Genomic DNA, 21,115 nt, shown 5'->3' with positions numbered 1-21,115 from the left:
CGCGTCGCGACGGAGTTCGCCGCGCGGCCCCCTTTCCGCGACCGATCCGATGTGCAGGACGCACAGGTTGTGCAGGGAGCACATCCTGTGTAGGGTGCATTCGGACAATAGGGGGATAAATGGTGCATTCCGCGCCCGGCCCGCGCTCCGGCGGCGGGATCGTCAGCGTGCTCGCGGTGGCCGGCATCGTCGGCTCGCTCATGCAGACGCTGGTGGTGCCGCTCATCGGCGAGCTGCCGCGGCTGCTGCGGGCCAGTGCCGCCGACACGTCATGGGTGATCACCGTGACGCTGCTGGTCGGCGCGGTCGCCACCCCCGTGATCGGCAAGCTCGGCGACCTCTACGGCAAGCGCACCATGATGCTCGTCTGCTCGTTGCCGCTCATCGCCGGGTCGGTGGTGTGCGCGCTGTCCGGCTCCCTGATCCCCATGATCGCCGGACGCGGCCTCCAGGGGCTGGGCGTCGGCATGATCCCGCTCGGCGTCAGCGCGCTGCGCGACCTGCTGCCGCCCCAGCGGGTCGGCCCGGCCATCGCGCTGATGAGCTCGTCCATGGGCATCGGCGGCGCGCTCGGGCTGCCGATCTCGGCCGCGGTCGCCGAGTACGCCGACTGGCGGGTGCTGTTCTGGGGCTCGGCCGCGCTGAGCGCGCTGGTCGCGGTGCTGATCTGGCTGCTGGTCCCGGCCACGCCCACCGCCGCCGCCCGGGGCCGGCTCGACCTGGTCGGCGCGTTCGGCCTGGGCGCGGCGCTGGTCTGCCTGCTGCTCGGCGTGTCGAAGGGCGGCGACTGGGGCTGGTCGAGCGGCACCACCCTCGGGCTGCTCGGCGGCGCGGTGGTGCTCGCCCTGCTGTGGGCGCTGTGGGAGCTGCGCGTCCGCGACCCCCTCGTGGACCTGCGCACCACCGCCCGCCCCCAGGTGCTGCTCACCAACGTGGCCTCGATCCTCGTCGGCTTCGCCATGTACGCCCAGTCGCTGGTCCTCATGCAGATCCTGCAGCTGCCCGCGGCGCTCGGCCACGGCCTGGGCCAGTCGATGCTGGCCGCCGGGCTCTGGATGGCGCCGTCCGGGCTGATGATGATGGCGGTCTCCTCGCTCGGCGCCCGCCTGTCGGCCGCCCGCGGCCCCAAGACAAGCCTGTTCGTCGGCGCGCTGGTCATCGCCGCCGGCTACGGGGCCGCGCTCGGCCTGATGGGCTGGAGCTGGGGCCTGATGATCGCCGGTTGCGTCGGCAGCGCGGGGGTCGGCCTGGCGTACGGCGCGATGCCCGCCCTCATCATGGGCGCGGTCCCGAGGAGCGAGACCGCCTCCGCCAACAGCTTCAACACCCTGATGCGCTCCATCGGCACCTCGGTCTGCGCCGCCGTGGTCGGCGTCGTCCTGGCCCAGCTCACCGTGACGGTCGGCGGCCACACGCTGCCCTCGGAGACCGGCTTCCGCACCGCCCTGCTGATCGGCTGCGGCGTGGCGCTGGCCGCCGCGCTGGTCACCCTGACGCTGCCCAAGCCCACGCCCGCCGCCGCGCCGGCCCCGGCGCCCGCCGAGACCCCCGCGCCCGTCCCCATCCCTGAGCCGGTGGCCGGTCCGGTTCCGGCGGCCCTCGACGCCGCCCGGTCCGCCGCCCTCGGCCCCTGGGAGGACGCGTTCCGCTCGCCCGACCCCGCCCCGGAAGGCCGCCACCACCCGCGGCCGGCCCAGCCGGTGGAGACCGGCGTGCTCTCCCTGGCGGAGCGGGACGAGCTGCTCTGGCTGCGCCGCGAGAACGCCGAGCTCCGCCGTGAGCTGGACGTGCTCATGCGGGGCGCCGGCGTGTGGCTCAAGAACCTGGCCGACGACAAGGCGGGCTGACCTGCCGATCCACATGTCCGGCAAATAATGATTTGAACGAGCGAGTACTCACTCATTACGCTCGTCCGCATGACCAGAAGGCGACGGGTGCCCGCCATGGCGCCCGAAGACCGCCGTGCCGCCCTCATCGAGGCCACCATCCCCCTGCTGCGCGCGCACGGCACCGCCGTCAGCACCCGCCAGATCGCCGAGGCCGCGGGCGTGGCCGAGGGCACGATCTTCGGCGTCTTCCCCGACAAGGCCACGCTGCTGCGCGCGGCGCTGATGAGCGTGTTCGACGCCCGCCCGGCCGAGGACGCGCTCACCGCCATCGGCACGACGTCCGACCTGCGGGTCCGGCTGCGTGAGGCGGTGGCGCTGCTGCGGGCCGGCATGACCGCCAACGCCAACCTCTTCACCGCGCCCCGCGAGCTGATGGCCGAGGACACCGAGTTCCGCGAGCGCCTGATGGATCACCGCGCCCGCATCACCGCCGCTCTCGCCGCTCTCGTCGAGCCCGACCGCGACCGCCTGCGCCGCTCGCCCATGGCCACGGCGCACCTGCTGATCATGCTCGTCACGGTCAGCGTCCACCGCGGGTTCGGCCTGTCGGCCGACTTCGGCGACATGGACGACGAGGAGACCGTCTCGGTCCTGCTCGACGGGCTGCTGTTGCCCTCCGCCCGCACCCCCACCACAGAAAGCGTCCGTTGATGCTGCTACGCCTGCTGCGGGTCCAGCTCAGGCCGTACGGGAAGGAGATCACCCTCGTGGTCCTCTTCCAGTTCGTGCAGACACTGGCCACGCTCTATCTCCCCACACTCAACGCCGACATCATCGACCACGGCGTCATCACCGGTGACACCGGCTACATCATGCGCGTCGGGCTGGTGATGCTCGGCGTGACGTTCGTCCAGATCGTCTGCTCGATCGTGGCCGTCTACTACGGCGCCAGGACGTCGATGGCCCTGGGCCGCGACCTGCGCGCCGCGATCTTCCACCGCGTGCAGGGCTTCTCGGCGCAGGAGGTGAACAGGTTCGGGGCGCCGTCGCTGATCACCCGGACCACCAACGACGTGCAGCAGGTGCAGCTGCTCGTGCTGATGACGTTCACGATGATGGTGGCCGCGCCGATCATGTGCGTCGGCGGCATCGTGCTGGCGCTGCGCCAGGACACCACTCTGTCGTCGCTGCTGCTCGTCGTGCTGCCGGTGATGATCGTCATCGTCGGCCTGGTCGTCTGGCGGATGCGCCCGCTGTTCCGCACCATGCAGGAGCGCATCGACCGGATCAACCAGGTGCTGCGCGAGCAGATCACCGGCATCCGGGTCATCCGGGCGTTCGTCCGCGACCGGCACGAGCGCGAGCGCTTCGGCGTGGCCAACGACCGGCTCACCGACGTCTCGCTGCGGGTCGGCCGGCTGATGGCGCTGATGTTCCCCTCGGTCATGCTGGTCGTGAACGTCTCCAGCGTCGCCGTCATCTGGTTCGGCGGCCACCGCATCGCCGACGGCACCATGCAGGTCGGCGCGCTGACCGCGGTCATCTCCTACCTGATGCAGATCCTGATGTCGGTGATGATGGCCATGTTCATGTTCATGATGATCCCGCGCGCCGAGGTCTGCGCCGAGCGCATCGAGGACGTGCTGGGCACCGACCTGTCCGTCCACCCGCCCGCGGACCCCGTCACCCCCGACGGCCACCGGGGCGAGCTGGAGCTGCGGTCCGTCGACTTCCGTTACCCGGGCGCCGAGGACCCGGTGTTGTGCGGGGTGAGCTTCGCCGCGCGGCCGGGCCGGACCACCGCGATCATCGGCAGCACCGGCAGCGGCAAGACCACGCTGCTCAACCTCGTCCCGCGGCTGTTCGACGCGACCGCCGGCGACGTGCTGGTGGACGGCGTCAACGTGCGCGACCTCGACCCGGCGGCGCTGTCCCGCGCGGTCGGCCTGGTCCCGCAGTCGCCCTATTTGTTCTCCGGCACCGTGGCCTCCAACCTGCGCTACGGCCGCCCCGGCGCCACCGACGAGGAGCTGTGGCGGGCCCTGGAGATCGCCCAGGCCCGCGAGTTCGTCGAGGCGATGCCCGGCGGCCTGGACGAGCCGATCTCCCAGGGCGGCACGAACGTCTCCGGCGGCCAGCGCCAGCGCCTGGCCATCGCCAGGACCCTCGTGCACCGGCCCGAGATCTACCTGTTCGACGACTCCTTCTCCGCCCTCGACTACGTCACCGACGCCCGCCTGCGGGCCGCCCTGGCCGAGGAGATCACCGACGCCACGATCGTCATCGTCGCCCAGCGGGTGAACACGATCCGCGACGCCGACCTCATCCTCGTGCTCGACGAGGGACGGGTGGTGGGCAGCGGCGACCACGCCGAGCTCATGGAGTCCTGCCCGACCTACCGCGAGATCGTGCTGTCCCAGCTCACCGAACAGGAGGCCGCGGCATGACCGCCCAGGCTCCCGCGCGCCGCCCGCAGCCCGGCTTCGGACCGGCCAGGATGATGTCCGGGCCGGCCGAGAAGGCGCTCGACTTCGGCGGCACGCTGCGCAAGCTGCTGCGCCTGCTGCGGCCCGAACGCGCGATGCTCGGCGTCGTGCTGGCGCTCGGCACGGCCAGCGTCGCGCTCACCGTCACCGGGCCCAAGATCCTCGGCCACGCCACCGACCTGATCTTCTCCGGCATCATCGGCGCCCGGCTGCCCGCCGGGCTCACCAAGGAGCAGGCCGTGGCGGGCCTGCGCGCCAGGGGCGAGGACAACTTCGCCGACATGGTGGCCTCGATGACCGTCGTGCCCGGCCGGGGCATCGACTTCACCGGCCTGGCCCACGTCCTGGGCTGGGTGCTGGCCATCTACGTGGTGGCGGCGCTGCTCGGCATCGCGCAGTTCCGGCTCACGACGACCATCGTCCAGCGGGCGGCGTCGCGGCTGCGCGAGCGGATCGAGGCCAAGCTGGCGCGGCTGCCGCTCAGCTACTTCGACGGCCAGCCGCGCGGCGAGATCCTCAGCCGCGCCACCAACGACACCGACAACATCGCCCAGACCCTCCAGCAGACCATGAGCCAGCTCATCTCCTCGGTGCTGACCGTCGTGGGCGTGCTGGTGGTGATGTTCTGGATCTCGCCGATCCTGGCGCTCATCGCCCTGGTCACGGTGCCCGTGTCGGTCTACGTCACCACCGTCGTCGGCAAGCGGTCGCAGCCGCAGTTCGTCAAGCAGTGGTCGTCCACCGGCAAGCTCAACGGCCACATCGAGGAGATGTACGGCGGCCACACCCTGGTCAAGGTCTTCGGCCGCCAGCAGGAGGCCGCCGCCACCTTCGAGGAGCACAACCAGGCCCTGTACGCCTCCAGCTTCCGCGCCCAGTTCATCTCCGGCGTCATCCAGCCGGCGATGATGTTCATCGGCAACGTCAACTACGTGCTGGTCGCCGTCGTGGGCGGGTTCAAGGTGGCGTCGGGCTCGATCTCGCTGGGCGACGTGCAGGCGTTCATCCAGTACTCCCGGCAGTTCAGCCAGCCGCTGACCCAGGTGGCCGGCATGGCGAACCTCGTCCAGTCGGGCATCGCCTCGGCCGAGCGGGTCTTCGAGCTGCTGGAGGCGCCCGAGCAGTCGGCCGAGCCGGCCGAGCCCGCCCGTCCCGCCGAGCTGCGGGGGCGGGTGGCGTTCGAGAACGTCTCCTTCCGCTACGCCCCCGACCGGCCGCTGATCGAGGACCTGTCGCTGACCGTGGAGCCCGGCCAGACCGTGGCCATCGTCGGCCCCACGGGAGCGGGCAAGACGACCCTGGTCAACCTCATCATGCGCTTCTACGAGGTGACCGGCGGCCGCATCACCCTCGACGGCGTCGACACGGCCCAGATGTCCAGGGAGGAGCTGCGCGCCGACATCGGCATGGTGCTCCAGGACACCTGGCTGTTCGGCGGCACGATCGCCGAGAACATCGGCTACGGGGCCGAGGGCGCCACCCGTGAGCGCATCGAGGCCGCCGCCCGCGCCGCCCACGTCGACCGCATCGCCCACACGCTGCCCGACGGCTACGACACGGTGATCGACGAGGAGGGCGCCACGGTCAGCGCGGGTGAGAAGCAGCTCATCACGATCGCCCGCGCGTTCCTGTCCGAGCCGGCGATCCTCATCCTGGACGAGGCCACCAGCTCGGTCGACACCCGTACCGAGGTGCTCATCCAGCGGGCGATGAGCTCGCTGCGCGAGGGCCGGACCAGCTTCGTGATCGCCCACCGCCTGTCCACGATCCGCGACGCCAGCCTCATTCTGGTCATGGAGGAGGGCCGTATCGTCGAGCAGGGCACCCACGAAGCCCTCCTGGAGGCGGACGGCGCCTACGCCCGCCTCTACTCCGCCCAGTTCGCCCAGGCCGCCGTCGAGGTGGACTGACCGCCATTCTCCCGGGCCTTTGCTTTTGCCGTCATTGACGGCCGGACTATCTCCTGGTCAGCGGCGTTCTGACCAAAAAGCGAAGTGCCCGGGAGGCCATTCCCGGGCACGTGCTCTCGTTCGTTCTCCGCGTTTCACGGCCCGCCACGGTGAAGGGCGGACCTCTCAGGAACGTTCCGGCTCGTAGTGCAGGCCCACCACGCCGCAGTCGAACGCGCGCGCGCCGACCAGGCGCAGCCGGTGGTAGCCCTCGCCCGCCGGGAACAGCGGCAGCCCGGCCCCGATCGCGACCGGGTTGACGAACAGGTGCAGCTCGTCGATCAGCCCCCGCGAGATCAGCTGCCGGCCGATCGAGGCGCCGCCGGCCACCATCACGTCGCCGCCGGGCTTCGCCTTCAGCTCCTCGACGGTCTCGGCCGGGTCGCCGCCCGCCACGACGGCGTTCTTCCAGGGCGACTCGGCCAGGCTGCGGGAGATGACGACCTTCGGCGTGTTGATCATCTTGTCGATGCCCTCCTCGGTCTCGCCCGCCGGCCGCGACTCCCAGGCCGGGATGAAGCCCTCGGCCAGCTTGCGGCCCAGCACGATGGTGTCGACCGGCTCCCACAGCGCCGCGACGTGGGCGTTGATGTCGTCGGTCCAGGGGAACTTGACCCAGTCCATCTCGCCGTCGGGGCCGCCCACGAAGCCGTCCGTGGTGATCTGGAGCTGCAGCTTGACCTTGCGCATTTGATATGTCCTTCCGGTTCCGCTCTGTGTGGTTCCCAGCGTGCCGGAGCGTACTTACGGTCTGCTTCCGCCGGGCTTAAGGTCGCCCGACGGCTCGCCGCCTGGCCGACAACCAGGACGCCCCCCACAGGATCACGCCGATCACCAGCAGGATCCCGGCGATCTCGTACTGGCCCGCCGGACGCCCGGAGGACCACGGCAGCACCAGGTAGAGGCAGGTGACCGTGCCCAGCACGGGCAGCACGCGGCCCGCGTTGAAGTGCTCGGTGCCGGTGACGTCCCGGCGCAGGACGAGGACCGCCACGTTGACCGCCGCGAAGACGGCGAGCAGCAGCAGTGAGGTCGTGCCGCCCAGCAGCGCCACGACCGGGCTGTCGGGGACCAGCGAGACGAACGTGATGAGGCCGACGGCGATCACCGTGGTGAACAGGATCGCGGCGTGCGGCGTGCGCCGGGTGGCGTGCACCGCCGACAGGAACGGCGGCAGCACGCCCTGCTTGCTCATGCCGTACAGCAGCCGGCTGGCCATCAGCATGTTGATCAGCGCCGAGTTCGCGACCGCGAACATCGAGATGAACGGCAGCAGCGAGGCGATCGGCACGCCAGGAGCCGCCGTCTGCACCACCGTGACCAGCGGCGTCTCGCTGGCGGCGAGCTGCCCGACCGGGACCACGGCGACCGCGCAGATCGACACGAGCACGTAGATCACCCCGGTGATGCCGATGCCCGCGAACATCATGCGCGGGAAGATCCGGGTCGGGTCCTTGGTCTCCTCGGCCATGTTGACGGAGTCCTCGAAGCCGACCATGGCGAAGAAGGCCAGCGAGGTCGCGGCGCTGACGGCCAGGAACACGCCCTTGTCGGCGGGCGTCTCGAAGGCGACGACGCGGGAGAAGTCGGCGTGGCCGCCGGAGATGAAGTACCCGCTGAGCACGATGACCATCAGCAGCCCCGACAGCTCGACCGCGGTGAGCACGACGTTGAGCTTGACGCTCTCGCCGACGCCGCGCAGGTTGACGGCCAGGATCAGCAGCATGAACCCCACGGCGATCAACAGGATGACGCCGTTGCCCGCGTCGAGGCCGAACCCGGTGGCGAGGTTGGCGGCGAAGGCCCGCGAGGCCGCCGACGCCGACGTGATGCCCGAGCACATCACCGCGAAGCACACCAGGAACGTCAGCGCGTGCTTGCCGAACGCCTTGTGCACGTAGAGGGCGGCGCCCGCGGCCTCCGGATACTTGGTGACCAGCTCCAGGTAGGAGCAGGCGGTGATCAGCGCGACGACGAAGGCGATCGTGAAGGGCAGCCAGGCCGCGCCGCCCACCTCGCCGGCGACCTGGCCGGTCAGGGCGTAGATGCCGGTGCCGAGGATGTCGCCGACGATGAACAGCAGCAACAGGCCGGGGCCCATCACCCGCTTCAGGCTGGGTTGGCCGCTGCCGGCCTCGGGCGGGCTGGGGGGACTGATCTGAGCCATGGGGGTGGTCCTTCTCGTCCGTGAGGATGACGGCTACGTCATGTGCGCGACGGCGAGCCCCGGCCGGTCGCCGCGCGCCGCCGCGACCACGTGATCTCGACCGTCATCCTGACACTGTACGATCCCCGCTTGTCATCCGTGAACAGGTCGTCACGCTGAGCATCCGTCCCGGTACGCGAACGGCGCGACGGCCGTCCGGCCGCCGCGCCGTCAATGTGCGGGGGTAAGGGTTGCAAGTCCGGAGCAATCCCTGCGCAAGGGACAGGTCCTAGCGTCGGGGCGTGTCCAGACGACTGTTTCTCGGCGGCGCCGTCCTCGCGGCGGCCGCCACGCTGACGCTCGGCGTTCCCGCCGCCCCCGCGCTCGCCGCCGCCCCCGCGCCCGGCAAGGTGGCGGGCAAGCTGTTCCGCGCGTGGCTGGCCGGCGACCGCGCCGCCGCGGCCGGGGTCGCCACCCCCGCCGCGGTGCGCACGATCTTCGGCTACGCCTACCGCGCGCCCGACCGATTCGACGGCTGCTCGCGCGGCGTGTGCCGGTACGTGCACACCAGCGTGCGCGTGCCCGGCGGCCTCAACGGCATCGCGATGGCCGTGACCGGCTCCAAGGTCACCAAGGTCTACCTGTCCCGGCACGTCGTGCGGCCGTCCGCCGCGGCCGGGCACCTGTTCACCGCCTGGAAGCGCGGCGACCGGTACGCCGCCCTGGAGGTCGGCGCGCAGGACGCGGTGCGGACGCTGTTCCGGGTCAGGTACGACCCGCGCGGCGTCACCCACCACTTCCAGGGCTGCGCCAAGGAGCCGAAGGGCTACGCGTGCGCCTGGTCCTACGAGGGCGGCGCGATGTTCATGCACGTCCGCGGCTCCGAGGCGAAGGGCTACGACGTCCGGTCGATCAGCTACACGGCCGACTGACGGTCAGCCGCCGGCCAGGTCGTTCGCGGCCACGTAGCCGAAGGTCATGGCCGGTCCGATGGTCGAGCCCGAGCCCGCGTAGCTGTGGCCCATGACGGCGCCGCTGGCGTTGCCGGCGGCGTACAGGCCGGGGATCACCGAGCCGTCGGCGCGCAGGACGCGGGCGCGGGCATCGGTGCGCAGGCCGCCCTTGGTGCCCAGGTCGCCAGGGACGATCTTGAAGGCGTAGAACGGCGGCAGCCAGAGCGGCGCCAGGCACGGGTTCGGCCGGACGTACGGGTCGGCGTAGTAGTGGTCGTAGGCGCTGTCGCCGCGGTGGAAGTCGGCGTCCCGCCCGGCCAGGGCGAAGCCGTTGAAGCGGGTGACCGTGGCGCGCAGGGCGGCCTCCGGCACCCCGATCCTGCGGGCGAGCTGCTCGATCGTCGGGGCCTTGAACACGGCGCCGCTGTCGTACCAGGAGTCGGGGAAGGGCAGCAGCGGGGCGATGTCCTTGAACAGGTACTTGTTGCGGTACTGCTGGTCGATGATCAGCCAGGCGGGGATGTGCGGGTCGGACGGGGTGTTGCGGTCGTACATGACGTGCACGACGTCGCTGTAGGGCGCGGCCTCGTTGACGAAGCGCCGGCCGGCGCCGTTGACGATGACGCAGCCCGGCAGGGTCCGCTCGGCCAGGCAGAAGTACGGCTCGCCGGGCAGCGGGATCACCGGCCCCCACCAGGCGTCGTCCATCAGGTCCAGCGCGCCGCCGGCCTGCTCACCGGCCTCGATGCCGTCGCCGGTGTTCTCCTTGGCGCCGACCGTCCAGCTCGTCCCGATGGGCTGGCGCTGGAACTCGGCCCGCATCGCCGCGCTGTGCTCGAACCCGCCCGAGCCGACGATCACCCCGCGCCTGGCCCTGACCACCCCGGCCGGGGTGACGACGCCCGCGACCCGGCCGCCTTCGACGTGCAGGCCGAGCAGCGGGGTGTTCAGCCACACCGGCACCCCGGCGGCCAGCAGCCCGGCGCGCAGCCCGGCGGCCAGCGCCTGGCCCATCGTCAGCGGCTTCTCGCCGCGCAACGCCGCCTGCGTGCCCCGCAGCAGGCAGGCCGCCGACACCTCCGCGCCCTTCGGGTTGACCAGGGCGAGCGTCAGCCACTTGTAGTCGGCGCTGAAGACGACCATGCCCGCCGGGGTCGCCATGTACGGCGGGTTGAGCCGGGCCAGCTCCGGGCCGAGGAGGTTGCCGTCGAACTGGTCGGGCTCGATGGACCGCCCGCCCGGCATCCCGCCGGGGAACTCGGGGTAGTAGTCGGAGTACCCCTCCATGAACCGGAAGCGCAGCGGGCTGTTGCGCGTCACGAACGAGATCATCTGCGGCCCCGCGTTCAGGAACGCCTGCTGCCGCGCGGCCGGGACGGTGTCGCCCACCACGCGGGCCAGGTACGCGGCGGCCTTGGCGGGCGTGTCCGGCACCCCGGCGGCCAGGATCACCTCGTTGCACGGGATCCAGATGCCCGCCCCCGACCGCGCCGCCGACCCGCCGAACGTCGGCGCCTTCTCCAGCACGACGGTGCTCAGGCCGCGCTTGGCGGCGGTGAGGGCGGCGGTCATCCCGGCGGCCCCCGAGCCGACCACCACCACGTCGTAGTCGGCGTCGGCGTAGGCCGGGTCCTGGCCGAGCGCCGCGCCGGTGACCAGGATCCCGCCCGCGATGAGCAGGGTACGGCGGCTGCGCCCGCGGGGGGTGAGGGCGTCGGAGGCCGGTGAGGCTGGTCGCATCGATGATCCCTTCGACAGGGGAGAGCCGGTCGCCCCCCTCGCCGAAACGAGCATGCGCTTGGTTGGTTACCCTGTCAACGGGCCCGCCGCACGGCCAGATCCTTGACGTGGCCCGACGTGCCGGTCGCCGTCAGGGCGGTGGCGAACAGGATGAGCTGGTTGAGCACCTTCAGGAACAGCAGCATGCCCGCCGCGCCCGCGACCACCCGGTAGGCGGGGTTGGCGGCGGTGAGGTTGACGTAGACCTGGCCGATCGTCTTGAGGATCTCCAGCCCGGCGGTGATGACCAGCGCCGGCCCGATCACGCGGCGCAGCGGCACCCGCAACCGGGGCGGCGCGGTCAGCAGCGCCATGGCCAGCAGCGTGTTCACGCCGAGGCCGAGCACGATCCCGGCCGCGGTGAGCACCCACTGGGCCGGAAGGGCCGCCACGCCCACGGTGAGCACGGCCAGCCACGTCAGCAGCCGCTCGGCGGCGAAGGCGACGGCGAGCGACAGGGCGAGCAGCAGCCCGAGCCCGGCCATCACGCCCAGGTCGATGAGCTGGCGCAGGAAGAAGCGCCCCGGATACTCATCCAGCCCCCAGATCGCCCTGGTGGCCGAGCGCAGGGTGTCCATCCAGAACAGCCCGGTCATCGGCAGCGCGACGAAGGCCACCGCGCCGGCCGTGCCCCCGGCCTCCCGTAACGCCTGGACGTCGAGGCGCGGGAAGTTCTCGCTCAGGTAGTGCTGGACCGTGGCGAGGACCGTCGGGTCGTCCATGACGTGGCCGAGGATGCCGAACGCCAGCAGGGCCAGGGCGAAGGTGGCGAAGAAGGAGTAGTAGGTGAGGGCCGCCGACAACCGGCCGCCGTCGGCCTTGTCGTAGCGCAGCACGGCGCGGGACAGGTGGTCGAGCCAGCCGTGCCGGTCGCGGGCCCGCCGCCAGGCCGCCGCCGGGCCCTTGTCCGGTCCGGTGGCGTTCATGGTGCGGGGTTCCCTTCGCTGACGTCCCGGTGGCCGTACGCCGCCGGGTGCTCACCGTACCGCCCACCGGCCCGGCGGCGCGGTGGAGCCGGGGGAGACGGCGGCGGAGGCGGCCTGCCGGGAGGTCCGCGAGGAGACCGGGTCCGCGCTCGCCGCCGCGGACCTGGCCGGGCCGGTGGCCGTCAACTCGGGGGAGTGGTCGGTGCAGGGACACCGGTTCCACACCGTGCACACGTACTTCTTCGCCCGGGTCCCGGGCACGGAGCTGCCCGAGCCCGCTGACGACGGGCTCGGGCACCGGTGGTGGACGGCGGCCGAGCTCGGCCGCACCGCCGAGCGGGTCTTCCCGCCGGGAGGGTGTGGCTCCCGCCCGGCGGGCGGCCGCGGCCGACGCGGTCAGCGGAGGTTGAACGCGCGCAGGGTGGTCTGCCTGAGGCGGTTGCCCGCCGCGTCCCACGCCTCCACCTTCAGGCTCACCGCGCCCTTGGTGGCGCGGTAGGCCGGGTACTTCGCACCGGCGGTGTAGCCGCCGTCCCGGCCCCGCCTGAGGTCGGCGGGCTGCCAGGTGGCGCCGTCGTCGGTGCTGGTCCACAGCCGCACGCCCGCGATCGCCGGCATCTTCGCCGCCGACGGCCCGTGGTAGGCCTCCAGCTCGAACGTGTGCCTGCGCCCGGCCGCGACCGTGTTGCCGGCGGACAGGGTGTCACCGAGGTCGTAGCTGACGTAGACCGCGGGGGTGGTGCGGCACTGCTCGACCAGCCCGTCGACGAACCAGGCGTAGCAGTTGGCGCCCGGCCTGAGCTGGTCCTTGGACGGCGGGGCGGTGAACGTCCACTCGATGTCCGACAGGGCGTTCCTGGCCGTCAGCCGGTAGGTGCCCGGCTCCTTGGGCAGCGGGTAACGCGGCAGCGTGTCGAAGCCCGGCAGGGGGGCGTTCGGCAGCTCCTTGCCGTCGCGGTACAGGTGCAGCTCGTACTGGGGCACCAGGTCGCCGAACGAGACGCCGTCGTCACGCCGGTCCCCGACCCCGTTGACCATGGACGGCGTCACCCACAGGTTGCCGTCGTGCACGCAGATCGCGCACGGCACGCCGATCACGAGCTGCTTGAGCGGGGGCGCGTCCGCGGGGCCGCCGAGCGCGTACAGCTTGTCGGAGGCCGTCGAGGCGCCCGGCGTGCTCGGGGTGGCGAACCACTTCTGGACGGTGGTGCCCGGCCGGTCGAACACCTCGTGCCGGTAGCGGGTCTCCTGGACCTCCTCGCCGGGCGCGGAGGAGGCGAGCGCCGACAGGCCCGCCTCGCTCACGACCTCGGGGTCGAGCGGCCAGATCCACTGCGTCCTGCGCTCGGGCAGCGGGACCGACCACTGCAGGATGTTGGTGTTGGTCGTCGTGTAGGAGATGTCGTCGGTCCGCCACGAGGCCCGCCAGTTCATGTACTTCGTGTACGGCCCGGCGTGCACGTCGAGGTCGACCCGGTGGAGCTGGCGCTCGGTCACCTTGTACCGCATCGAGTCAGGGACGCGCCCGTCGGCGGACGGCCGGAACACGTACGAGTACGGCGTGTTCGGCGTGCCCTCGACCCGGACGGTCACCTTGCCCCGGCCGGCCTCCTCGCGGATCTTCAGGCCCTCGGCGTTGGAGACGTAGGCGACGGGGATGTTGACCGGCTGGAACGGGCCGCTGAACGGCTTCTGCGAGATGGGCAGCGGGATCGGGCAGGTGGCGGCCTTCTCGTTGAAGGCCAGGACGCCGGCGGCGCCCGCGTCCCTGATCGGGCCCACCCGCTCGATCTGCAGGCCGCACGCCACCCCGAAGATGCCCTCGGCGGGCTCGGCGTCGACCAGCACGAGCGCGCCGCGCAGGTCCTTGCCCGCGAGGTCCTCGGGACGGCCCTTGCCGGCGTCGACCACCCGCAGGTCCTTGGTGCCCTCGAACGGGACGTACCCGGGGTGGATCTCGCCGGAGTCGATCGTGCGGACCCGGGTGACCGGGTGCAGGGTCGTGCGCTTCGGCGTGCGCATGGTCATGGTGACCTCGGGCACGCCCAGCTCCCACTGGCCGGCGAAGCGGAAGCCGCCCTTGGTGACCTTCTTCGTCGGCAGCGCCCACACCTTCTCCCAGCCGCCGAGCGGGCGGCCGGACAGCAGCGTGCCGCCGAAGACCTTGCCGTTGGGCAGGGAGCGCTGGAAGAAGACGTCGTAGGTGTTGTTCAGCGGCTGCGCGGTCTTCGGCGCGCTGAAGCTGACCTCGGTGGCCTTGCGGGCGTCGAGGGTGATCTCCATGTCGCCGGTGACGGTCAGCTCGGGCTCGAACAGCCAGGCCCGGTTGGCGCGGTCGTCGGCGTCCACCCAGTCGAGCACCTGCAGCAGGCTGACGGTGCCGGCCGGGACGCGGCTCACGACCAGGCCCACGTCGTCGATGCGGTTGGGGCCGAGCTCGCCCTTGTTGCCGTCGACGTCCAGGACGCTCATGGCCGACGGGGTGCGCGGCTTGCCGTCCCGGTCGATGGTGTGGATGGTCAGGTCGTACTTGGGGACGTCCCGCACCGCGCCGAGCGGCGTGCTGAGCCGGACGCCGTCCGCCTCGGCCGTCACGGCCCCGCTGTAGGTGCCGACGGGCAGCTCGGCCGGGTCGAGGGTGACGGTGGTGGCGGCGGTGCCGCCGGCGGGGACGGTCAGCGTCGCGTCGGCGAGTACCGGCTTCGCGGCGCCCATCGCCGCCTTCAGCGTGAGCGTGACGGGCTGGTCGCCCAGGTTGCGGTAGGAGATCTCGCCGGTCTTCGGCGCGCTGCCGGTCTCCAGCAGGCCGAAGTCCACGCCGCCGCTCGTCGCGAACACCTGCTGCCTGGTCGCGCGGTCCAGGTCCACCCGGCCGGCGCCCTGCTCGTAGACGGTGAAGCCGTCGTCCTTGGAGGTGGACATCAGGGCGGCCTTGAGCTGCTGGGCCGTCCAGTCCGGGTGCTGCTGCGCCATGATCGCGACCGCGCCGGCCACGTGCGGCGTGGCCATGGAGGTGCCGGAGGCGCCGGTGTAGTGGTCGTCCACGGGGGAGCCCATGGCGGTGCCGGCCGCCCGCGCGGCCACGATGTCCACGCCGGGCGCGGCGATGTCGGGCTTGAGCCCGCCGCCGGGGCGCGGCCCGCGGCTGGAGAACGCGGCGAGCTTGTCGCTCTTGTCCACCGCGGCCACGGTCAGCGCGGCGTCGGCAGCGCCGGGCATGCTGATCGTCTCGGCCTCGTACAGGTTGCCCGCGGCGACCACGAACAGCGTGCCGGTCTCGGCGGTCAGGTCGTTCACGGCCTGGCTGAGCGGGTCGGTGCCGTCGCTGGGCGGGCCGCCGAGGCTCATGCTGACGGCCTTCGCGCCGCTGCGCGCGGCCCACTCCATGCCCTCGATGATCCACGACTCCTGGCCGGAGCCGGTGTTGTCGAGCACCTTGCCGACGACGAGCTGCGCGCCCGGGGCGACGCCCTTGAGCTTGCCGCCCGAGGCCGCGCCGGTGCCGGCGATGGTCGAGGCGACGTGGGTGCCGTGCCCGTGCCCGTCCTGGACGGGCTGGTCGGGGACGAACGACTTGCTGTCGGCGATCCTCCCGGCCAGGTCGGGGTGGCCGGTGTCGGCGCCGGTGTCCAGGACGGCGATCTTCACGCCGGTCCCGTCCTGGCCGCGTTCCCACGCCTTGGGGGCGCCGATCTGCGGGACGCTCACGTCCAGGTCGGCCTTGACCTTGGCGTCCAGCCACAGCTTGGCGATGCCGCCGCGCAGCGTGCCGGGTGACTTGGCCAGGCCCTCGCCGGCGGGCCGCCCGCCGCGCACCGCGTCCCAGAACGCGCCCGCCTCGGCCTTGGTGACGTCGAGGGCGGAGGCGTGGATGCTCTCCAGCGTCCGGGTGGGCTCGCTGGCGGGGACGGCGGCGGCCGAGCGCTTGACCGCGGCCTCGGCCTGGTCGCCCGGGTACTGCACGATGACCGGCAGCCGCTTGGCCACGTCGTCGGAGTAGCCGTTCTCGGCCAGGTACTTGACGTCGAACAGCCGCCTGTCCACCAGCCCCGCCTGGACGGCGGAGATCGCGTCGTCCGGCAGCACGAAGACGCCGTCCGGGGTGAACTGGGTGAACAGGTTGATCCGGCGGCCGTCCTGGCGCGTGCCGGGGGCCGGCTCCACGCGGTACCGGCCGGCGGCGGACCGGGTGAGCTGGACCTTGTCACCCGTGATCAGCGTGACGACGACCTTCTGGGCGCGCACCCCGGACAGGGTGACGTCCTTGGCGGCCTGCGTGGGGGCGGCGGGTGCCGTGGGAGCGGCGGGGGTGCCGGGGGCGCCGGGGGCGGGGGTGTCCGGTGTCGCGGCGGTCGCCGGTCCGGCGGTCAGCACGCCGGCGAGCGCGGTGACCGCGGTCAGCAGGACGCCTGTCCGGCGCGCCAGCGGGGGGCGGGGCAGTGCCATGGTGGCCTTTCTGGCGGGGAGGGATTCGGACGGCGGCGGTGGGCTCGTGGCCCGGAAGGGAGGGAACCGTCCGTGAGGGTGCGGACGGGCTCGTTGCCGTCCTGAAGGGGTCAGACGGGTTCGAAGCCGTCCGGCGGGCGGGGGGGCTCCGGGGTCTCCTCGTGCGGGGAGGGGACGTCGGGGGCCGGGTCGTCCGGGTCCGGCCGGTCGGGGTCTTGGATGGTGTCGGACATGCCGAAAGTGTCGCGGCAGACGTATGGGGAGGGGTATGGGGTGCCCTATGGGGAAAAATCCCCATTTTGGGGGTCAGTCGCTGGGGAGGAGGTGGCGGGCCAGCTCCGTCCGCGACCGCGCCCCCACCTTGCGCATGGCCGCGCTCACGTGCTTGTCCACCGTCTTCGGCGACAGGAACAGCTCCCTGGCGATCTCCTGGTTGGTCAGCCCCTCGGCCGCCAGCCGGGCCACCTGCTCCTGCCGGGCCGACAGGGCGTGGTCGTTCCCCGCCTGCGCGGGCGCGCTCTGCGCCGCCGGGCGGACGCCCCACCTGCGCCCCAGCCCGGTCGCCCGGTCGAGGTCCCAGCGCGCCCCGAGATCGGCGTACACCGTGACGGCCCGGCCGAGCCGGACGGCGGCCTCGGGGTCGTCGAGGGCGAACAGGCAGGCGGCGGCCTGCTCGCTCGCCTGGGCGGCCTCGTACCGTGCCGGGACCGTCTCGAAGGCGTCGGCGGCGGCGGTGAACTCGGCCGCGGCCCGCGCCCACTGCTCGCCGGCGGCCGCCAGCAGGCCACGGGCCTGCGCGAGCGCGGGCCCGGCCAGCGGCGCGTCGCGCCCGGCCAGCCGGGCGGCGTGCCCCGCGACGACGTCGGCGGCCTCCTCGGGACGGCCCGCGACGAGCAGCGCCTCGGTCAGCGCGGGCAGCGCGCGGACCGCCACGGGCCACAACTCGCTCGCCTCCCAGTGGCGGCCCGCCTCGACGGCCGCCTCGATCGCCGGCTCCGGCTCGCCCCGCGCGGCGCTCAGCCTGAGCGACATCGCCAGCGGCAGCACGAGGTCGTCGTACTGACCCCGGGTACGGGCCTCGGCGGCGGCGTCGAGCAGCGACGGCAGCGCGGCCTCCTGACGGCCCTGCACCGCGGCCAGGCAGGCGGTCACGATGTCGAGGAGGATGCGCTCGTGCGGCTCGTCGCCGAAGTGGTCGCGCAGCTCCTGGAGCCTGGCCGGCAGCCCCTGCCAGGAGCCCTCGAAGTAGTCGGCCGCGGCCAGGTTCACCAGGCAGCGCAGTTCCAGCCGCTCGCGCAGGTCGGGCTCGGCGCCGTCCTCGACCGCCGCGGTCAGCAGGCGGCGGCCCCTCTGGTGGTGCCCGCTGAACAGGGCGGCGCCCCCGATGGAGCGGTAGGCGTTGACCTCGCGGCGCAGCAGCCGCCGTCCGCCGGTCTCCCGCAGCAGGTCGTCGGCGAGCGCGGCCCAGCGTGGGTCGCCCATCACCACGAAGATCATCGCGATCTTGCCGAGCACCAGCATCCGCATGGCCGGATCGGCGACCGCGGGCAGGGTCGCGAGCGCCCGCTCCAGCCACGACCTGCTCTCCTCCGGCGGCAGGCCGCTGGGCGGGCGGCCGACCCCGGCCATGGCCCACGCCGCCAGGCCCGGCTCGCCGGCCAGGTCGTCGGCGGCCCGCGCGAAGGCCTCGCCGATGCGGGCGCCGTCGGTGCGGGTGCGCTCCAGGTGCAGCGCGAGCAGCAGGCGCAGGTGGCCGCGGAACGGCGGCGGCACGTCCTGCTCCAGCGCGCCGGTGACCAGGTCGGCGACCGGCGGCGGGCGCAGCAGCTCCAGCGCGGCCCAGCCCAGCTTCACCGTCAGCTCGGCCCGCCGGGCGGCGGGCAGGTCGGTGCCGCGCAGGACGTCCTCCAGCAGGCGGGCGGCCTCGGCGTCGTCACCCAGCCGGGACGCCTGCTCGGCCGCCTCGATCGCGGCCTGCACCCACTGCCCGGCCCGGCCGGCCTGGCGCAGGTGGTGGGCCAGGCGGCCCAGCGGCACCGGGCGCAGCTCGCGTACGGTGTCCGCGGCGGCGGCGTGCAGGGCCTGCCGGCGGCCGAGCGGGATCGCCTCGTAGACCGCCTGCGCCGCCAGCACGTGCCGGAACCCGACCAGGCCGCCGGTGTCGGCGAACAGCCCGGAGCCGAGCACCTCGTCGATCGCCCCGACGTCGGGGCCCGACAGCAGGGCGACGGGCACCGGGAGCTGCAGCACGGCGGCGCGCTCGGCCACCTCCTTGGCGCCGGGGGAGAGCCGGGCCACCCGTTCCTGCACCGAGGCGCGCACGCCGCTCGGCACGTCGAGCTCCTCCAGCGCCCGCCGCGCCCAGCCGCCCTCCCACCGGATCAGCGTGCCGCGGTCGCGCAGCAGCGCCAGCAGCTCCTGCACGGCCAGCGGCAGCCCGGACGCCCGCCCGCACAGGTGCTCGGCGAACTCGGCCGTCACCTCCTCGGCCCCGAGGATCGCCGAGGCCATCACCCGGGTCTGGGCGGCGTCGAGCGGCGGCAGCACCAGGTGCTCGGCCGTGATCGTGTCGGGGGCGCGGGCGGTGATCGCCCGTACCGCCCCGGACGCCTCCTCGCTCCGGTACGTCAGCACCACCCGCAACGTGCCGGGCAGCACGGACATCAGGTACGTCAGGAACTCGACCGTCTGCCCGTCGGCCCAGTGGAGGTCCTCCACGGCCAGGACGGCGGGGCCGAGCGCGGTCAGCACCTCGGCGAGCCCCCGGAAGACCCGGTGCCGCTCGGCCGCCCGGTCGTCGAGCGGCGGCGGCGTCTCCGGCAGCACCCCGGCCAGCTCGGGCAGCAGCTCGCGCAGCGCCCCCGCGACCGGCGACAGCGCCGCGCCGGCCAGCTCGGACGCCCGCCCGCGTAACGCCTCGACGACGGGCCCCAGCGGGAACGGCTCCCTGATCTGCACGCAGGCCCCGCTCAGCACCCGCAGGCCCGCCACCGCGGGACCGCCGAGCAGCTCGGCCGTCAGCCTGGACTTGCCGATGCCGGCCTCGCCCTCGACGACGGCCACGGCGGGCGCCCCGGCGACCAGCGCGACGAGCCGGGCGAGCTCCTTCTCCCGCCCAACCAGAACAGGAGACACCACCCGCCCAGCACGCACCCGCTCATTCAACTGCACACGAAGTCACAGATCAACGTCACACCCCCGCGGCACGTTCGTACCGGGAAGGGGAGGAGGTGGCGGCGGGCCCTGTTCTCCCGGTCCCAGGAGGGAGGAGGGGGCGGCGGGCCCTGAACTTCTGGTCCCGGGGGGAGAGGTGGGGGGCCTTGGGTTTCGGGCTTGGTGGGGCGCCGGGTGTGGTCAGGCGGGGGTGATGGCGTCGTAGTCGATCAGGAGGTGGCGGGGGCCGCGGAGCACCGGGCTGGGGCGGTACGGCGGCGGGTCGGCGACCAGCCGCGGATTGCGCACCCGGCGCACCAGCTCACCCAGCACGACCTGTGCCTCCAGCCGGGCCAGCGGCGCGCCGAAGCAGTAGTGGACGCCGCCGCCGAACCCCAGGTGCTCGTTGGGCCGGCGGCACGGGTCGAACCGGTCGGGCTCGCGCACGTGGGCCGGGTCGCGGCTGCCCGCCGCCAGCGCCAGCACGACGGGCGAGCCGGCAGGGATGGTCACGCCGCCGACGACCACGTCGTCGAGGGTGACCCGCGAGGAGACGAGCTGCACGGGCGGCTCGAAGCGCAGCAGCTCCTCGACCGTGGTGATGACGAGGTCGGGGTCGGCGCGCAGGCGTTCCAGCAGGATGGGGTCGCGCAGCAGGGTGAGCATGCCGTTGGCGATGAGGTTGATGGTGGTCTCGTGTCCGGCGATGAGCAGCAGCAGGGACGTGGCGACGACCTCCTCCGGCGTCATGCGGCCGTCCGGGCCCTCGTAGGTGACGAACCCGGACAACATGTCGTCGCCCGGCTCCCGCCGCCGCGCCTCGGCCAGCCCGGCGAGGTAGCGTTCCAGGTTCTGCGACACCGCCTGGCGCTCGCGGGCCCGCTCGGCGCGGTCCTCCTCGCCCGGCCCGAGCGTCTCGACGATCTGGTCCGCCCAGGCGTGGAACTGCTGCTCGTCCTCGGCCGGCACGCCGAGCAGCCGGCAGATGACGGCGATCGGCAGCGGGTAGGCGACCTCGTCCACGACGTCGGCCCGGTTCTTGCCGGCCAGGGCGTCGATCAGCTCGGTGGTGGTGGCCAGCATCATCGGGCGCAGCCCGTCCACCACGCCCGGCGAGTGCGGCGGGCCGAAGTGGCGCATGGTCAGGCGGCGCAGCCGGTCGTGCTCCGGCGGGTCGAGCCTGATGAAGGCGGGCGCGTGCTCGGGCTCCTCCGGCGCGTTCGCCAGGTTGCGCCGGTCGGAGCTGAGCCGCGGGTCGTGCAGCAGCTCGACGATCTCCCGGTACGTGCTGACGACGTACGAGCCGTCCGCCAGCCGCGTCACCGGGTTGCGGCGCAGCTCCCCGAGGAACGGGTAGGGGTCGGCGCGGCCGGCCGGGTCGAGGATGCGCTGCATGGCGGCGTCCGAGGTCATGTCCTGCACTCCTGTCTGGGTTCTTCCCGGGTCAG

At 73.1% G+C, this 21,115-nt stretch carries 14 protein-coding genes; 6 read left to right on the top strand and 8 right to left on the bottom strand.

Features of this window, described 5'->3' with window-relative positions; all coding sequences use genetic code 11:
• Positions 1-119 precede the first annotated feature (119 nt).
• The 4 genes from ACNF49_RS44770 (at position 120) to ACNF49_RS44755 (ending at position 6,225) form a co-directional block, all read left to right on the top strand.
• Positions 120-1,847: an MFS transporter gene (locus ACNF49_RS44770; RefSeq protein WP_482941527.1), complete on the top strand. Its 1,728-nt coding sequence runs from the start codon at positions 120-122 to the stop codon at positions 1,845-1,847.
• 69 nt (positions 1,848-1,916) lie between these two features.
• Positions 1,917-2,540 carry a TetR/AcrR family transcriptional regulator gene (locus ACNF49_RS44765; protein WP_357978893.1) on the top strand — a complete coding sequence of 208 codons (624 nt, stop codon included), beginning with the start codon at positions 1,917-1,919 and terminating at the stop codon, positions 2,538-2,540.
• Positions 2,540-4,276, top strand: a complete 1,737-nt coding sequence (locus tag ACNF49_RS44760) for an ABC transporter ATP-binding protein (RefSeq protein ID WP_482941526.1) — start codon at positions 2,540-2,542, stop codon at positions 4,274-4,276. Before ACNF49_RS44765 ends, ACNF49_RS44760 begins: the two co-directional genes overlap by 1 nt.
• Positions 4,273-6,225, top strand: a complete 1,953-nt coding sequence (locus tag ACNF49_RS44755) for an ABC transporter ATP-binding protein (RefSeq protein ID WP_357978889.1) — start codon at positions 4,273-4,275, stop codon at positions 6,223-6,225. Before ACNF49_RS44760 ends, ACNF49_RS44755 begins: the two co-directional genes overlap by 4 nt.
• Before the next feature lie 165 nt (positions 6,226-6,390).
• Here the strand turns inward: ACNF49_RS44755 and ACNF49_RS44750 are convergent, their stop codons facing one another.
• Together ACNF49_RS44750 and ACNF49_RS44745 are read right to left on the bottom strand one after the other, a co-directional pair.
• Entirely contained in the window at positions 6,391-6,954 is a 564-nt protein-coding gene (locus ACNF49_RS44750; RefSeq protein WP_357978887.1) for a dihydrofolate reductase family protein, read from the bottom strand.
• A 76-nt stretch (positions 6,955-7,030) separates the two neighbouring features.
• Complete coding sequence (locus ACNF49_RS44745; protein WP_357978885.1) at positions 7,031-8,431, bottom strand: APC family permease; 1,401 nt, start codon at positions 8,429-8,431, stop codon at positions 7,031-7,033.
• A 281-nt stretch (positions 8,432-8,712) separates the two neighbouring features.
• Here ACNF49_RS44745 and ACNF49_RS44740 point away from each other — a divergent pair, with 281 nt between their 5' ends.
• Positions 8,713-9,342, top strand: a complete 630-nt coding sequence (locus ACNF49_RS44740; RefSeq protein WP_482941525.1) for a hypothetical protein — start codon at positions 8,713-8,715, stop codon at positions 9,340-9,342.
• A 3-nt stretch (positions 9,343-9,345) separates the two neighbouring features.
• On the opposite strand, the gene kstD is transcribed toward ACNF49_RS44740, so the two are convergent.
• Entirely contained in the window at positions 9,346-11,103 is a 1,758-nt protein-coding gene (gene kstD / locus ACNF49_RS44735; protein ID WP_357978882.1) for a 3-oxosteroid 1-dehydrogenase, read from the bottom strand.
• 74 nt (positions 11,104-11,177) lie between these two features.
• Positions 11,178-12,068, bottom strand: coding sequence for a YihY/virulence factor BrkB family protein (locus ACNF49_RS44730; protein WP_482941524.1), 891 nt, complete (start codon positions 12,066-12,068; stop codon positions 11,178-11,180).
• An 82-nt stretch (positions 12,069-12,150) separates the two neighbouring features.
• Here ACNF49_RS44730 and ACNF49_RS44725 point away from each other — a divergent pair, with 82 nt between their 5' ends.
• On the top strand, positions 12,151-12,567 hold the full coding sequence (locus ACNF49_RS44725) for an NUDIX domain-containing protein (RefSeq protein ID WP_482941523.1): 417 nt from the start codon (positions 12,151-12,153) through the stop codon (positions 12,565-12,567).
• Here ACNF49_RS44725 and ACNF49_RS44720 read toward each other — a convergent pair.
• The 4 genes from ACNF49_RS44720 to ACNF49_RS44705 all read right to left on the bottom strand — a co-directional run bounded on the left by ACNF49_RS44720 (position 12,465) and on the right by ACNF49_RS44705 (position 21,080).
• On the bottom strand, positions 12,465-16,514 hold the full coding sequence (locus ACNF49_RS44720; protein ID WP_482941522.1) for a S8 family peptidase: 4,050 nt from the start codon (positions 16,512-16,514) through the stop codon (positions 12,465-12,467). The genes ACNF49_RS44725 and ACNF49_RS44720 overlap by 103 nt on opposite strands.
• A gap of 110 nt (positions 16,515-16,624) precedes the next feature.
• Positions 16,625-16,747, bottom strand: a complete 123-nt coding sequence (locus ACNF49_RS44715; RefSeq protein WP_357978876.1) for a hypothetical protein — start codon at positions 16,745-16,747, stop codon at positions 16,625-16,627.
• 73 nt (positions 16,748-16,820) lie between these two features.
• A complete protein-coding gene (locus tag ACNF49_RS44710; protein WP_482941521.1) occupies positions 16,821-19,652 on the bottom strand; it encodes an ATP-binding protein in 2,832 nt (943 codons plus the stop codon).
• Between the two features lie 216 nt (positions 19,653-19,868).
• The gene (locus ACNF49_RS44705) at positions 19,869-21,080 is read right to left on the bottom strand and encodes a cytochrome P450 (RefSeq protein ID WP_357978872.1); all 1,212 of its coding nucleotides are present in this window, start codon (positions 21,078-21,080) and stop codon (positions 19,869-19,871) included.
• Positions 21,081-21,115: the final 35 nt, after the last annotated feature.

This window comes from Actinomadura sp. ATCC 39365, assembly GCF_054392275.1.
Note: the sequence above shows the minus strand (reverse complement) of the source record. Positions and strands in the feature narration are given on the sequence as shown.

What these genes read in the sequence shown, in the direction of transcription:
- ACNF49_RS44770 (WP_482941527.1), top strand. Translation starts at nt 120, where the DNA reads ATGGTGCATTCCGCGCCCGGCCCGCGCTCCGGCGGCGGGATCGTCAGC.
- ACNF49_RS44765 (WP_357978893.1), top strand. Translation starts at nt 1,917, where the DNA reads ATGACCAGAAGGCGACGGGTGCCCGCCATGGCGCCCGAAGACCGCCGT.
- ACNF49_RS44760 (WP_482941526.1), top strand. Translation starts at nt 2,540, where the DNA reads ATGCTGCTACGCCTGCTGCGGGTCCAGCTCAGGCCGTACGGGAAGGAG.
- ACNF49_RS44755 (WP_357978889.1), top strand. Translation starts at nt 4,273, where the DNA reads ATGACCGCCCAGGCTCCCGCGCGCCGCCCGCAGCCCGGCTTCGGACCG.
- ACNF49_RS44750 (WP_357978887.1), bottom strand. Translation starts at nt 6,954, where the DNA reads ATGCGCAAGGTCAAGCTGCAGCTCCAGATCACCACGGACGGCTTCGTG.
- ACNF49_RS44745 (WP_357978885.1), bottom strand. Translation starts at nt 8,431, where the DNA reads ATGGCTCAGATCAGTCCCCCCAGCCCGCCCGAGGCCGGCAGCGGCCAA.
- kstD (WP_357978882.1), bottom strand. Translation starts at nt 11,103, where the DNA reads ATGCGACCAGCCTCACCGGCCTCCGACGCCCTCACCCCCCGCGGGCGC.
- ACNF49_RS44730 (WP_482941524.1), bottom strand. Translation starts at nt 12,068, where the DNA reads ATGAACGCCACCGGACCGGACAAGGGCCCGGCGGCGGCCTGGCGGCGG.
- ACNF49_RS44720 (WP_482941522.1), bottom strand. Translation starts at nt 16,514, where the DNA reads ATGGCACTGCCCCGCCCCCCGCTGGCGCGCCGGACAGGCGTCCTGCTG.
- ACNF49_RS44715 (WP_357978876.1), bottom strand. Translation starts at nt 16,747, where the DNA reads ATGTCCGACACCATCCAAGACCCCGACCGGCCGGACCCGGACGACCCG.
- ACNF49_RS44705 (WP_357978872.1), bottom strand. Translation starts at nt 21,080, where the DNA reads ATGACCTCGGACGCCGCCATGCAGCGCATCCTCGACCCGGCCGGCCGC.